A 15,343-nucleotide genomic window follows, 5' to 3' on the forward strand; every position below is an offset into this window, starting at 1 on the left:
TCGTCAGCTTTTCTCCTTATATCCCTGTAACAATGCAGATATCTGAACTGTTGCCTGTACTTACCAGATTTTATCTGTCTTTCTTTCCTTTTTCCCCGCTTCTTCCAACGCCCTGCGGGCCGACAGGCGGACAGCCAGACCAGCCGGTTCTTTCTCCAGCTCCCTCAGACGCTTCCGGCCCGCTTCCTCTCCCAGCCCCGCCAGGGCCCTGCATAGAATCAGCAGCAAAATCTGCAGCCTTTCCGTCATCAATTCTACCTGTCTCTCTCTTTCCAGGCAGCTTAGGAATTCCGGAAATTCTGTCAGCCTGCGCAGCATCGGAATAAATTCCGCGGCAGTATCGGCGTCTGTTTTTCCGCTATGCTCCGCAGCATAAGCGAAGCTTTCCACATAGTGGTAAATTCCCTTGTGGATGTCTTCGTAATCTCTGTCCATACCGGAAAGCAGATCCAGCACCTTTCTGAAAACAGGGATGATACATTTTCTCCCGCTGCGGCCCAATAGGTTCAGCCGGTAAACAGTCTCCGGCATGACTCCGTGATCCGGAAGAAGCTGGGCACACATCGTAGAACCTTCCCTTTCAGGCAGGGTACCAGAAGAAAGCTCCCTGAGTACAAAAGCGCTTAATTCCTCCGCCGCCTCCGCATAACCGTGCCACAAACACATTTCCAACAGCCGGATACGGAGATTCTCCTTATCCGTCCAGTCATAAGGACAGGTTTCTTCCTGCAGTCTTTTTAAAAGAAGAGGAAGCGCCTCCTCCGACGGGGCCGTTGCCACAGAAAGGATTTCACTCTCTTCTTTTTCTTCATATATAAAAGGAACATCCACCCAATGCGTTCTGGAGTCGGCCGTTATGGCCTCCGTTTCTTTTTTCAAATGCTCCAAAGCCCAAGGAACCTCTGCGGACAGGCCGCCTTTCTTCTCTTCCCCGCCGGGCAGGGTGAGCGGATCATCTGTCAAATGAAGGAGGAAATCCCTTCTTTCTTCCGCTTCCATCTGTTCCGGATAGATCCCTTTTTTCAGGCTTTCCGCAAGAAGGCCTCCCAATACGGCCCCCTGATGCATCAAATCAGGCTGCATGCGGATGCTGGGAAACACATTTCTTGTAGCGCTGACGGCTTTTCCCGCCACATAGAGCCCCTCTATGCGCCCGCCGCTCCCGTCACAGGGAAGCAGGGCTGAAAGGGGTATCTGGATCTGCACCTGGGGCGGAAGCATGCCGCAGTATATCACGTCCGCATCCAGTTTTCCTTTCGGGTCATAATTGGAATAACAGGTGTACAGTCCGTCAGGATAGGTTCGGAATTGCATTAAATCCTGCAAATTTACCGTATATGTCCCCTTCACATGACGGCTTTCTCTCATACTCACATACATCCCATGATCCCGGACCGCGTCTCCCCGGCATCTTCCAAGCAGAATAAAATGGGTAAAATCCTCCGGATCCGCAGAAATTACCATGGAGGAAAAATTATTTTTATACCGGTTTACATCCGTATACTGGGCCAGCGACGCCCAATAGGTAATATAATCCCTGTCAGAACCATATACCGCTTCCGCTCCGGAAAATACGGCAAGATCCCCGTCGCCGGTAGCATCGATGACCGCCTTTCCGTAATAAACAGTCAAACCGGCAGGCCCTGCGGCTGCCGCTCCCTTACACCGCCTGCCGCCTCCGGGTATATCGTCACATACCGTTCCGAAAACAAGCTCTCCGAACCGGATGTCCACTCCGGCCTCCAGGCAGAGCCGGGTCAATACCTCCGCACGGATTCCCGGATGAAAATCGTCCAGTTCACTCCAAATCCCATCCCTTCGGGGCAGCTTCAAGGCTGAGGCCACCCGCTCTGTTTCCGAATCAATCTCCCGCACATCACTGAACCGGTTTCCGAACCAATAGGTACTCACGCCGCCCACCGTGGATGTGCCGCCCAGTGTGAACTGCGGCTCCATCAAGACTGTTTTCAGGCCGCCCCTGGCTCCATACAAAGCAGCCATGGCTCCTGCCGTTCCTCCGCCCGCCACCACCAGATCGTATTCTTCCTCTGTGCAACTGATTTCATTGGCGGCCGGAAGACATCTGTGCCGCCCTTCCTCAGGCAGGCCATTGCCTGTACATATGCAGATACGGGATCGGCTGCTATCCGGAATCCGGCGGAGAGCCTTGTTTCCGCCAGAGAAAACCTTTCCCGATGGGAGGGAAATCCACTTACCTTCCTCGCGGGGAATTTTCCGCACAGCAGAATTTCCTTCACCAGTTCTTACCAAGGCAGGACGCGGTGCAAAACGCCCCAATTCCAGCTTTGGCATCTCTTTTTGTATTTGTGCAAAAACGGAGATAATGATTTCTCTCTCCGAGCCTTTCCCTGACAGCCAGGGTACGCGACGGACAGGCTTTTCCTCCCCGCATGCCTCCTGACAGGAATTCTCTTTCCGAGAAGGCGGCAGGAAAACGGTGAGGATTCCTCTCCCTTCCTCACCTTCCAGCAGATATGGAATTTCCTGATCCTTCCAGACAGCACGGCCTTCTTTTACCACAGCCTCCTTATCCGGCAGGCCTCCTATGAGGGCCGTATAGGTATATCTGTTTTCTTTGGAATACATTCCTTCAGGGGAAGGGGCCGTTTCCATGGATGCGCCAGCTTCCACGGATGTAGCAGCTTCCATGGATGCTTCAGCTTCCATCCATACCTCATCACAAAGAATCCCGAACACCCCGCCTTTAGCCGCCACCCGGAGAAGTCTTTTCCCGGCGCCCCCGGAATTCTTCCCGTCCGCAGCTTGGGTATCTTCCTCCCACTCCCTGCAGTCCACGGGCCATACCCCGTAAAGCAGTTTTATGCCGGCCTCCAGGCAGCGTTCCTCCAGGTAACGCTTCCCTTCATCCGGCCTCAGCAGCATAAGTTTTTCTGTTCTTGTCTCTTCCGGAAAAAAGGCGCACTCTTCCGACGTCAGGCGATATTGGAAGGTCTGGCAGATATCCTCCGCCAGACAGGTCTCCCTTACCGCCAGAATTATCTTCTTCCCCTGCTGCGCCAGTTCAAACGCACGGCGCAGCACAGGCAGCTTTCCGCTTAATATACATAAATCCGCTTCCCCGATAACGGGCAGGCCGCAGTCATGGTTATTCATCCCACTTAAAATCCTCTTCCAGGCTCAGCGTTACCGCCTCCCCCATTCTGTCCAGATAGGTTATTGTAAAGCTTTTTTCCTTCAGCCGGGCATCCAGCCTCGCCTCCAGTCCCTTACAGCTCCACACGATGCTCAGGCAGGAGTCGTCCGTATCCGGAAGACTCATTTCCCCGTCAAAAACCGGGTACTCATTACGGAACTGCATCAGTCTGCACAGCTTTTTCACAACAGGTTTTTCCACCAGTGTTTCGATCTCTTCCACCGTATAATTATGTCTGCTTATATTCCTGTCGTATTGGGTTCTTTCCATCAGCTCATAATCGTTTTCGCCTGCCAGCAGCCCCATATAGTACACCTGGGGAACTCCCGGCGTGAAAAACTGGATGGCCCGTGAAAGAAGATAACTGTCATCGTCCTCCCCCACAGCAGAATAATAAGAACAATTGATCTGATAAACCCTTTTGCCGCCATGCCCCTTCTGGCTGTAGTCCCATTTAAAATTAGCGCCGTACTCCTCCGTCTTATCAATCACTGCCTGAAGCTCCTCTTCGGAAAGCAGATCCTCCACATCCACGGTTCCCAGGCCATCATGGGTATCCAGGGTGGTATGCTGATCTCTGGGGCAGATTTCAAGCCAATGCCGCAGCCTCCGGCTGTTTTGGCTGAACAGGGTATGCAGCACCATGACGGGAAGGACAAAATCATAAACCGTATAACCATGATCCGCAATTTTCTGCTGTATCGTATAATGATCATGGATTTCAGGAAGCATCGGTATGTTTTTTTCATCCAGAATCCCCTGTACCCGTTTCATCATATCCCACATTTCCGGCTCGATAAAAAAGCAGGAGGTATTCAGCTTTTTCGTGGCAAACGCAAAGGCGTCCAGCCGGATCATGGCAGCCCCCTGATCCATCAGGAACCGCAGCGTCTTTTCCACAAAACGCCATGCCGTCTCGGATTCCAGGTTCAGATCCATCTGCTCATTGTCAAAGGTACACCAGATTTTCTCTGTCGTCCCATCCGCAAAAAGAATATCCTCACAAGGCGCGCAGGGCTTGCGCTTATTCAGCATATCCACCTGTTTCTGATCCGGCTCCCCGTTTGGCCAGAATTTCTTAAAGCGCAGGAACATATCCGCATATTCCGACTGGTCATGCTTTTCCAAAAAGTCCAGGAATTCCGGGCTTCTTCTGGAAAGATGATTGATCATGAAATCAAACATCAGCTCATAATTCTCCGCCAAAGCCTGAATATCCTCCCAGGTTCCGAACTGAGGATCCACTTCCCTGTAATTGATGGGTGCAAACCCACGGTCCCCGGAAGACGGGAAAAAAGGAAGTATATGGATTCCATTGATTTCCCGTTTAAAATACGTATCCACCATCTGCTTCAATTCTTTTAAATTTTTGCCAAAGCTGTCCGAGTAGGTAATCAGCATAATTTTATTTTTCATGTCCCTGTTTCCTGTCCGTATCATAAATTTTTAAAGTAATTTACCGTAACTGTTAAGCCCCCTCTTAGCCTGCCGGGAGTGCGCCTGCGGTTCCTGCAGGCTAAGAGAGGGCTTAACAGTTACAATGCGTCAATATCTATAGGTCTCGTAAAAGGTCTTAAACCATGGATTATAATAGTTGGCAAAGGCCATTTTCGCTTCCTTCAATCGGGCATCCGCATCCGCGATCAGCTGGGGATTCACATGGCCGAAGGTGTAAAAATCATAATGTCTGGCTGTTATTTTATCAAGCGTCTCAAACCAGGCTTCCTCATTGGATCCGATTTTCTCGCTGTAGCCGCCCCATATGGCATCTCCGGCTATCAGCAGCCGGTATTCGCCGGCCGTTACATCAAAGCTGACCGATCCCATGGTATGACCCGGTGTATACATAGCTTCCACGGTAAAACCGTCGCCTTCCCAGGTATCCCCTTCCGCAATCGTACCGTCTACCTTGCAGGGCTCTGATTTGGTTCCATAAAGCAGGGCCGCGGAGGTCTTTACGCTGTCTCCGTTTTCGACCTGTTCCCTGTCCAGTTCATGGAGATACAGAAGGCATCCGAATTCCTGTTTCCACAGATGGGCCGCCCCCACATGGTCATAATGGCCGTGGGTTCCCAGGATAAAACGGATTTCAGCGGGATCCACCCCTGTTTTCTTCACATTTTCCTTTATCTGTTCATAGCCCTCCGGCGTACCGCAGTCGATGAGGAACCATCCCTCTTTCCCTTTCATCAGATACACGGCTGCGTCAAAAAAATGAGTCAGGCTGGGGCCGCCTACCTGATAGATATTTGTTAAAAGCTTCATCCTATTACTCCTTTCAGGAAACGGTTGATGTCATTTTCAGGCTGAAACGCTCCGCATTGCGGTATAAATCCTGGTAAGCCTTAATTCCCACGGAAACCGCCGCATAATCCCCGATCAATTCCCCCAGACTTGCCGGAACAATCCTGCATGCCTTTCTGGAGACGGGAAGCGCTTCTTTTTCCAGGGTTTCCATCATTTTTTTATCCAGAACCGATTTCTGCCTTCCATAGATACTTCCGATCACAATCATCTGCGGGTTCAGTATGTCTATGAGTACGGAAAGCCCTCTTCCCAGATAGGTGCCTACCGTATCAAAAATTTCCGCCGCCAGTTCGTCTCCCTGCTCCAGCGCCTCGGCAATGGATTTACTGGATATTCCCTCAAGCTCCGCTTCGCTCCGGCAGAAAAGAGGAGGCTTTCCTTCCCGCAGCGCTTCTTCCGCTTTCATCCTGCCCAGCTTGGCGATACCGCCTCCGCTGCAGAAGCCTTCAAAGGAACCATATTTGCCGTAACCGAAGGGGCCGTCCTCTTCCATACGGATGTGGCCCACCTCTCCCGCCATGCTTGTAGTGCCGCTGTACAGTTCATTATTCAGAATCAGGCCGGCTCCCATACCCGTACCGAAGGTAAGGAAAATCATGTTTTTGCAGCCTTTTCCCGCTCCCATGCTCCATTCCGCGAGGGCACAGGCATCCGCATCATTCTGCAGCATTACCGGTACGCCGAATTCTTTTTTCAGAGGCGTATACACATCGGCCTTCTCCCATTTCAGGAGATTGGGAGGTGACAGGATCAGCCCTTTTTCCGCATCCAGAGGGCCTCCGCAGGAAATGCCGATGGACATGAGCTGCCAGTCCGGATTCTGACTGAACTTTTCCCGGATGATCCGGATAAAGCTTTCCATGGCCCTGTCAAAACTCTCCGTTTCCGTTTTCATCCGCACCTTATCCAGAAACTCGATATCGTCGGAATGCTGTTTTGCGAAGGATACCGCACATTTTGTTCCTCCTATATCTATTCCTACCACTACCTGCATTGTGTTACCTCCAATTTTTGATATTCCATATTCAGGGCCTGCACGAAAGAGGCTTTCCAGTCTCCCTCACCCGTCAGCTTCTTTTCTTCACCGGGAAGAAGGGTAAAATAGTTATCCTTCCAGTAAACGGGAGTTCCTTTTTCTTTCGTCAGGAAAACAAATAAAGCCGCGCTCCTTCCGCTGTTTTTGAGCACAAAACCTTCTTCCTGCCCTTCCGCCGTAAGCTCCGGCGCTTCCATCCGGAATACTGCTCCCAGATCCCGGCCGGCCGTAAACAGATATTCGTTTTCTGCCAGAATTTCTTCCGTTCCTTCCTCTTTCAGGGCAAGCCGCAGAAGCAGCAGCTCCTCTTCGGTATTTTTTAAAGAGAAACGGATTTTTCCTGCATGGGATGCCCTTATCTGCAGTTTTTCCAGGGGGAAAGCTTCCTCCTGCAGGATCTCTCCTGAAAGGGCGTAAACCCGCGCCAGTACCGTATAAGTCCGGTTTTCTTTTTTGGCCGGAAGGTTGGTTGCACCATAAATATCGGCCTCCAGCCATTCTTTTCCCTGAAGAGACGCCCCTTCAAAGGACGCGTTCACCAGATAAGGAGCATACGCCTTTTTCACCCCATAATAAGCGGGCTTGGGATTTCCGAAATAGTCCAGGGACGAGGTACAGTAAAGGTTCGGATAAGGTTCATTGAACTGCCACGGGAAGGTGCCGCTGCAGTGTAAGACGCGGCGTCTGTTGCATTCCACCGCATATTTCAGGCCTTCATACTGCATGAACTGGCTTCCCTTTCTGATTGGCTCGATTGCAGTAAGTCCCCCGAAGGTTTCCTGTACCAGAGGCTCATTATTCCACCAGGCCCCTCTGTGGAAATATACGGGATTCTTCTTGCTCGCCGGGAGGAAATGCTCCGGCGCCGTCGTTTTGCGCAGAGCCTCATAGTTGGTCATCCCCTCCACCCCGAATTCGGAATGAAGCATACAGGTTCCCCGGTTATAAAGCTCATAATGCTTATTCAGCCCCTGATGCTCCCATGGCCCGTGTACATCGAAAAGCTCCTCCGGACATTTTTCCAGATTTTCCAGAGAGTTCAGGAACACTCCTCCGGACGGAGAGGTCGGCAGCCATTTTCTTGTGCCGTCCAGCTTTCTCACCTGCTCCCCAAGTGTCCTTACCAGGGCATTCCTTTCATCCAGCGGCGTGCCGTCAGGATCCTGAAGTTCGTTTCCGCCGCACCAGACAGCCAGGGCCGTAAACCCTCTTTTCTGACGGATGATCGATTCCGCCTGTTCTTTCATCAGCGTTTTATAGCTGTCCGCCTCGGAAGGAGTATTGTCAATTCCAGAGCTTGACAGGATGAATTCCTGCCACACCAGGATTCCCGCCCCGGCGCACATCCGGTAAAAAACATCCTTTTCTATCAGGCCGCCGCCCCATACCCGGAAAATATTGACGCCCGCTTCCTTCGCAAGCCTGATCAAATGGGCATAGGTTTCTTCCGAAGCAGAGCCGTACATCACGTCCGCAGGCACCCAGTTATAGCCGTTCATATATATGGTTCTGCCGTTTAAGCGCAGAGTAAAGCTGCCCTCTTTTTCCCGTCCGGCAATCCCTTCTTCATTAGGAAGGAATTCCACCTTCCGGATTCCCGTTTCCAGACTCCGGCTGTCGGAAACCCTTCCCTGTCTGTCAAGAAGGCGTACCTCAACCGGATATTCATAAGGCTCTCCCTGCCCGTTGCACCACCACAGACGCGGCTCCTTTATAATCAGGCGTATCCGGCACTTTCCGTTGGATGAGCCCTCTTCCCTTTCCACGGTTCCACGGAAAACCGTGTCACCGAAACTGCCTTCCACCGTGCATCCGTCCGGTCCGTCCGTTTCCAGATCCACATAAACTTCGGCCTGTTGGTTGTCCTCGGAAAGTTCCGCGTGCACGTATACGTCGGTCAGGACTGCCTCCCCGTTTACCTTCAGATATACGTCCTGCCAGATCCCCTGATGGATCATGCGGGGACAGAAATCCCACCAGTAGGTCATTCTGGATTTATGCGTATATACCAGACTGGTTTTTCCTACCTGTGGCTGCTCAAAAGGAGCCGGTTCCAGTACTACCGCCAGAAGGTTTGTTTCTCCGGGAAGAAGCTTCGCACTGACATCCATGCTCCAGGGAACATACATCCCCTCCTGTTTTCCCAGGGATACCCCGTTCAGGAAAATCTCCGAGCTGTAATCAATTCCTTCAAAAACCAGTGTTATCCGCTTTCCTTCCAGATCCTCCGGGACAAAAAATTCCTTTTTATAAACCCAGGTTCTGTCCGGCACCCACTCAGCCAGCTTTGAATTCATCTCATAATACGGATCCGGCACCAGGCCATTTTCCATCAAATCATGAAGCACGCTCCCGGGTACCTCCGCCGGATACCACCAGCGCACATCACCGGTCTGAGGCATTACGGAATCCCTCCAGACCCAGTCCATTCCCACAAATTCCTTCATCAGCCAGTCCGGGCCGTTTAAATTGATTCTGTCCATTTTCCTGTTCCTTTCCTGTAGCGGAGGCAAGTGCTCCATCCGGATGGAGCACTAGTATGTCCGAAAATTCATTTCCACAGTCTGCGCACCCCGCTCACTGCTATGCCAGAAGATCCAAAGCCGCTTTGGCCGCTCCCGCCGCCGCTTCCTCCTGCGTATCTTTAAAAATCACCGGCAGGCCGAAAACTTTAGCCGTTTCCTCCGCCATCAGCGGATTTTTCCGGATTCCATTGCCGCTGGCCACTATTTCCGTCCGCCCTCTTCTGATTTCCTCCGGAAATTCCAGATACATCCGGTACAGCTCATCCGCCATCCCTTTAACGTAAGCTCTGATAAAATCAGAAGCATGAAAGTCATCTGCGGTAAGATTTTTCATGGTTCCATATGCGTCCGCACCGCTTCCCGCCTCTCCCCGTTTTCCGTAAAGGGAAGGGGTGATCATCAGTCCCGTCTCCTTCTTTTCCGCTCCCAGACGTGCCATCTGGTCAAATGCCTGTATGTTCTGTCCCGTAAATTCGTATACAATTTCTTCAAAAAAAGCGGCCAGTTTTTCATAAACCTTTCCGCCGTTTAAGGATGCTCCCACATAAAGGCAGCCTTTGTGAAAATAGGGCCGGATATCTGCCGCCGCGGTCCGGTAATAACGGCTGTCAAAAAGAGAAACCTGCGATCCCGTTCCCACATTGACGCTGATCTGGGTCTCCGGTTTATCCAAAGCGCCGTAAAAGCTGGCCTGATTATCCCCGAAGGCACAGCTTACCGGAATTCCCCGGTAAGTCCCTGCCGCTTCCCCCCGCCGGCAAAGCTCCGGGTAGTAGGAAATATCCACTCCGGCCTGTTCAAGCTTTTCCCGGGCAAAATCACCCTCCTGCACATCATAGCCGCCGAAGCTGGCCGCTATGGACTCATCCGTCAGCGGGCTTTTCCTGCCCGTCAGACGCATGGCGACATAGTCACCGATGTTAGCCAGCTTCACCGCCTTCCCGGGAATCAGCCCTTTCCGGGAGAGACAGAAATGCGTTACCGTTCCGAAACCGGAGAATACAGGCATGCCCAGACTCTGGCTGAGGCAGGCTTCATAGCTCCTGCCGTCCTCCATAAGCTCTCTGCCCTTTTCATCCTTCCATGTATAAAAGGAAGAAACCGCGCATCCGTCCGCATCCACATAAAGAATCCCGTGCATCTGGCTGGATATTCCAATGGAATCCGCGGCAGAGAAATCCATGGTATCCGCCGTCCCTGCGCCAAACCCGTTTCTTTCTGCTTCAGCCAGCATATCCTTGACTTTTTCCACAATAGCCTCCGGATCCTGTTCAAAGGTCCCCGGAAGGAATTCATTCTGCCTGCTTGCTGTAAACAGCAGCTTTTCCCGGCCTTCCTCATAGCAAACCAGACAGATAGATGTTGTCCCGATATCTATTCCCAGTGATTTCACAGCCGCTCTCCCCCTGTTCTTTTCCGTCGGCTCCGGATGCTGCAGCAGTTCGGACAAGCCCGAACTGTTACCAGATAATTTCCACCATACGGCCTTCCTTATCACTCTCCCCGAAAGGATCTCTCACCTGATAAAGACTGCTGCCGGAACCCTCTGTCTCTTTTCCTTCTGTTTCCGCTTTTACTCCATCATACATAACCGCCGCCGGCTTTCTGCCACTAAGGAAACCAAAGGTCCCTCCTTCCGACAGAATGACCGTCGTCTTTTCCTTCCCCTCTCTCACCGTCTCCACACAGCCGGCTCCTATGTATTTTTCAAGAATGCCCAGCGCTGTGAATTCCTTGTCCGGCAGGAGCAGGAACAGTTCCCCGTCGTTTGGCTCCAGACGGAAGGAATAATCCTTTCCGGCTTCCAGACGCACGGCCTTTCTCTCACGATAGCTGTACAGAATCCGGGTTCCGCCGTCCAGCCCCGGAAGATCCGCCAGACTGACACTTCCTTCGCAAGCCTGATCCTCTTTATTGATATTGAACGCCGCTATCACATAACTATCCTGATACCGGTTGAACAATTTAAGCACGTGAGTGGTGTCCACCGGATTTTCAAACAGACTGTCCAGCGTAGGCATGCCCACCTCTTCACAGCGTATCACCCTTCCGTCCTTTTTCAGCAGCGGCATGATGAATTTTCCGTCGGTACGTCCCACCTTATCGCTGGTATACACCGGGCCGCCGCTCACGGCGCGGAGGATGGAGTTCTGCCAGTTTTCCTCGTGATCACTCCAGAACATATCCCAGTCTCCCCAGAAAAACTGTCCCTGGAGGAGGGAATTATATCCGTTCTGGATCGCGTGCTCCCGGAAGCCATGGGGCACATCCGGCACAAAATCATCGCTGCTTCTGGAAACGGCGCTGCTGGGCCTGTTCCACATATCCTCGCTCGCCATTCCCATACAGTTAATGATCTGATTGTCAAAATGAAGGGCGGCGGAAGCATTCAGCCCCTTCTGGATCTCTCCGGAAGCCCTGCCGTATTCCTTTCTTCCTGCATAGAACAAAGAAACCGCACTCTGACCGTCCACCTTGACAAAATCGATATCACATATATTTCTTAAATAATCATGCCAGGTATCATAAAAACGAAACGCTTTCCCCGCTTCCGCATCAGGCACAATTCTTCCGTCCTCCAGAATCCTGATGCCCTCCTGCAGAGCCTCCCGGGCGGGGCTTCCCGGCTCCAGGCCATTCCAATAGCCCATCACCGCATGCCATACTCCCACCTGACGGATTCCATACTCTTTTTTCAGCTTACTTACACAGGCTCCCAATCCACCGGGGAATTTATCCGCGGCGGCGTCAAGGCCCTTCAGAACCTGCTTTTTATAGTCCGCATCCAGCCAGCCGTCATCAATAAGCACCCAACGGACCGGTATCTGCTTATCCGCAAGCTCATCCATTTTTTTCATTATCCCGTCCTGAGAGACCTCATGATAAAAGGCATCCCAGCTGCACCAGCCAAAATAATCGAACATTTCCGGGTAGGTGCGTTCTTTACGGAACATTTTCTGCTTTCCTGTGAGGGCCAGTGCTTTTTTCACCGCCCGTTCACAGCACAGATAAGGATCGCTTCCCGCCGCCAGGACAAGGCTCAAATCATCCGCCGCCGATTTATTTATACAATTGGAAGCTGCGGTGATGCGCAGCTCCTGCCCGTCTCCCGCAATATCCGTACGGTATTCTTCCCCGCATACGGCAAGCACTGCCAGATATTCCCTTCCGGAACCGGCGCCCGTTTTCTTCTCCGCCAAAAGAAGCTGCGTACGTTTGGGGATATCCCCGAAGCAGGCCGGAAATGCAGGCCTTATCCACCAGTTCTTATGCTGATAAACAGCCATCAGCCTTCCTGTCCCTTCCAGCGTCATCCGGTAAGAAACACCTTTTGCAGGATCCAGATGTGTCTGCGGCCCGAAGAAAGGTTCTTCCGGCTGCTTAAACGCATGAAGGAATACCGCCGCCTCTTCCTCCTGACGGATTTCCAGGGAAGCGGTTATTTTATCCGCCGCCTCCGTACGCAGGAGGATACGTATCCCTCCCTCTGTCTCCAGAACCGCTGTTTTTTCCTGATTGATTATAACGGGGCTTTCTTTTCCTTCTTCTTTAACAAACATATCCGGTCTCCCTGTCCATTACGCGTTTTTACAAAATAACTCATTTACCAATTCATTAAAGAAATTGTCGGCCACTATTTCTCCGGCGCCGATGACGCCTGCATTTTCTTCCAGCTTGGATACCGCAATATAATTTTCCTTGGCCCCCTTGACCTTTCTCGAGTTGGCCACATTGGTAACAATGTCAAAATATCTGGGATACTTCTGAATAAGGATACCGCCCAGGATAATAATCTGGGGATCCAGTATATTTATCAGGTTGCTGATGGCAACCCCCACATATAAAGCGGACTGGTTCAGAATGGAAATCGTCAGCAAATCCTTCTTCTCCGCCATTTTAAACACATCTTCAATCACCAGATTTTCTCTCTTTTCATAAAGAGGATGCTCCGGCTCCTTTTCCAGCTGGGCCTTCAGTTCACGCAGAACCGCTATCCCCGAACTCATGGCCTCCAGACAGCCCCGGTTGCCGCAGTTGCAGAGCGGCCCATTGATATCAATGGTGATATGCCCGAATTCACCGGCTATACTGTTGGCTCCTATGTTCAATTTTCCATCTATTATCAAGCCGGAACCAATACCCATATCCACATCCACATAGGCGAGGTCATAGCAGTCATTCCTGTTATTGCGGCCGCTGCCGTCCCCGTACCAATACTCGCCGAAGGCGATCACATTGGTATCCTTCTGGACATAAACACTGTACCCGCATTTCTGCTCCAGGATTTCCTTAAGGGGCAGATAGCTCAGCATGGGGATATTGGGCGGGGTGAGGATAATGCCGTTTTCCGTATCCACAGGCCCGGGCACTCCCACTCCGATTCCCAGCAATTTTTCCTTTTCTATTCCTGATTTCTTAATTACCTTTTCTATCTCGGAAACCAGCAGTTCTACAAATGCATTCTGGTTGGGAAATTCCTGCTGCATGGAGCAGCGTTCCACTTCCAGAATTTCACCCCGCAAATCCATCAGGGCAATGCTGGTAACAAATTTGTTGATATGTATTCCCACCGTATAACGGTATGTTTCATTTACTGCATAAGTAACTGCCCGGCGTCCCATGCCGCCGGCCTCCATCTCATCGCAGCGAATCAGATGCAGTCCCTCCAGCTCCTCTAATATCTTTTTAATCGCCATGAAGGTAAGTCCCGTCGCCGTTGCAAGCCCTGCTTTGGTGGCGGTTTTATTTTTTCTGATATAATTCAGTACTGTCCTTCGGTTAAAATTCTTCAGTTGAACCTGGTTTGTTTGCTCTCCCATCTGCGACTCCTTTTTATCCGGCCGGCAGAGGAAAGCCTGACTTCCCTCTGCCGCTGCCTTCACAGATGTTTTCACACCTGTTTTTCATTTAGTCCATTACAACTTCCGGATACATGTCATGTAATTTCTTTTTGAATTCATCAATGATAGCGTCATTATCTTTACCTTCTTTGATGCCGTTGGTCGCCGCTTCCTGGAACTTATTCTGTGTTACACGAGTGAACTTGTCAGGAGTAATGCCGACAATCTTATCACAGATTTCACTGTAGGTTGCAAGCAGATTCTGTCCGCCGAAATCTTCGGAGGTAAAGCCCTCTGCCATCTCATCACAAACCTTCTTGCTTGCGGGCACCTGATTATATTTTTCCAGATTCAGCTTCTGGAAATCGTCGGATGCTATATAAGCAAGGAACGCTGCCGCCAGATCTTTTTTGTCTGACTCATTATATACACAGGTTCCGGTTACACCTTCATAGGAAGCGTTGAAAGGAACTGCAATACCCACATTTCCTTTATTCGTATCCCAGTCAGTGAAGAAATCCCAGGAAGGCATAACTCTGAAAAGAATTTTGCCGTCATTCCAGGCAGCCGCCCATTCAGAACTCCAGCTTCCCAGCTCTGCATTCGCCTTGCTGTTATACATTGTCCGCATATTGTCAATCATTCCGATCCAGTCATCAGTAATTTCAAGCTTGCTGTCCCTTACAAGAGGATCAAAGGAGAACGCATCCACTTTTACCATTTCCGCAATATTCGGCCACAGCTGAACGGTGCCGTTTGATTTCTCATAAACCTCTTCGCCCTTTGCAATAATAGTCGGCCAATCGGTCAGCATTGCTGAAATTTCAGCCGGATCACTGGTTCCGAGCCATTCTTCACAGGCATCTCTCAGGTACCAGAAGCCTACCGGAGAAGACTGAAAACTCATTGCCTTGAATTTTCCTGTGGAATCCTTCATCCCCGCGATCTGGAAATCATAGAAATCCTTGGTCAGTTCTTCGATGTTCATATAAGACAGGTCAGCAATCAAATCGCTGTCCAGGAACTCATACATATAATTCTCTTCCAGGTCAAATACATCAGGCACATTGTCACCGCTCTGCAGAGCTGTCAGGATTTTGGTCTTGTATTCATCCCCGCCGAAAACCTGAAGATCGATTTTTACATTCGGGTATTTTTCGTTGAATGCATTAACCAGATTGTTTGCACTGTCCGTGTAGGTCCAGTAAGTGAATTCCCCTTCAAGGCTTGCCGGATCCGCCTGTGCAGCTTCTGTTTCCTCACTGCCCGTTTCCGCAGCCTGGGAACTTTCCGCAGCGGGAACACTGGCGTCATTTCCCGTGCTTTCAGCCGGTGCCGGTGCGCTGCTTCCGCAGCCCGCAAGCACTGCTGCCAGCATTGCAGCACTTAAAAGTACAGATAATAGCTTCTTCTTCATAAGTATACCTCCTAATTGATTAAATGTGAAAGTTTATATTTA

At 51.0% G+C, this 15,343-nt stretch carries 9 protein-coding genes; all 9 read right to left on the reverse strand.

Annotated features, from left to right (window positions below; all coding sequences use genetic code 11):
- Positions 1–60 precede the first annotated feature (60 nt).
- The gene (locus tag BLA28_RS02800; RefSeq protein ID WP_069155925.1) at positions 61–3,135 is read right to left on the reverse strand and encodes an FAD-dependent oxidoreductase; all 3,075 of its coding nucleotides are present in this window, start codon (positions 3,133–3,135) and stop codon (positions 61–63) included.
- Positions 3,128–4,591, reverse strand: a complete 1,464-nt coding sequence (gtfA, locus tag BLA28_RS02805; protein ID WP_069155926.1) for a sucrose phosphorylase — start codon at positions 4,589–4,591, stop codon at positions 3,128–3,130. The genes BLA28_RS02800 and gtfA overlap by 8 nt, the downstream gene beginning before the upstream one ends.
- Before the next feature lie 129 nt (positions 4,592–4,720).
- Complete coding sequence (locus tag BLA28_RS02810; RefSeq protein ID WP_069155927.1) at positions 4,721–5,440, reverse strand: MBL fold metallo-hydrolase; 720 nt, start codon at positions 5,438–5,440, stop codon at positions 4,721–4,723.
- Positions 5,441–5,453: 13 nt separating this feature from the next.
- On the reverse strand, positions 5,454–6,476 hold the full coding sequence (locus tag BLA28_RS02815) for an ROK family protein (protein ID WP_071698877.1): 1,023 nt from the start codon (positions 6,474–6,476) through the stop codon (positions 5,454–5,456).
- Positions 6,467–9,001 carry a glycoside hydrolase family 2 protein gene (locus BLA28_RS02820; RefSeq protein ID WP_069155929.1) on the reverse strand — a complete coding sequence of 845 codons (2,535 nt, stop codon included), beginning with the start codon at positions 8,999–9,001 and terminating at the stop codon, positions 6,467–6,469. The genes BLA28_RS02815 and BLA28_RS02820 overlap by 10 nt, the downstream gene beginning before the upstream one ends.
- Positions 9,002–9,101: 100 nt before the next feature.
- Positions 9,102–10,436: a sedoheptulokinase gene (locus tag BLA28_RS02825; protein ID WP_141702860.1), complete on the reverse strand. Its 1,335-nt coding sequence runs from the start codon at positions 10,434–10,436 to the stop codon at positions 9,102–9,104.
- 67 nt (positions 10,437–10,503) lie between these two features.
- Positions 10,504–12,603 carry a Sip1-related alpha-galactosidase gene (locus BLA28_RS02830; RefSeq protein WP_069155931.1) on the reverse strand — a complete coding sequence of 700 codons (2,100 nt, stop codon included), beginning with the start codon at positions 12,601–12,603 and terminating at the stop codon, positions 10,504–10,506.
- A gap of 18 nt (positions 12,604–12,621) precedes the next feature.
- Positions 12,622–13,863, reverse strand: a complete 1,242-nt coding sequence (locus BLA28_RS02835; protein WP_069156580.1) for an ROK family transcriptional regulator — start codon at positions 13,861–13,863, stop codon at positions 12,622–12,624.
- An 88-nt stretch (positions 13,864–13,951) separates the two neighbouring features.
- The gene (locus tag BLA28_RS02840; RefSeq protein ID WP_069155932.1) at positions 13,952–15,301 is read right to left on the reverse strand and encodes an ABC transporter substrate-binding protein; all 1,350 of its coding nucleotides are present in this window, start codon (positions 15,299–15,301) and stop codon (positions 13,952–13,954) included.
- Positions 15,302–15,343 lie beyond the last annotated feature (42 nt).

Origin of the sequence: Eisenbergiella tayi, assembly GCF_001881565.1 — a bacterium.
Classification (GTDB): Bacteria; Bacillota; Clostridia; order Lachnospirales; family Lachnospiraceae; genus Eisenbergiella; species Eisenbergiella tayi.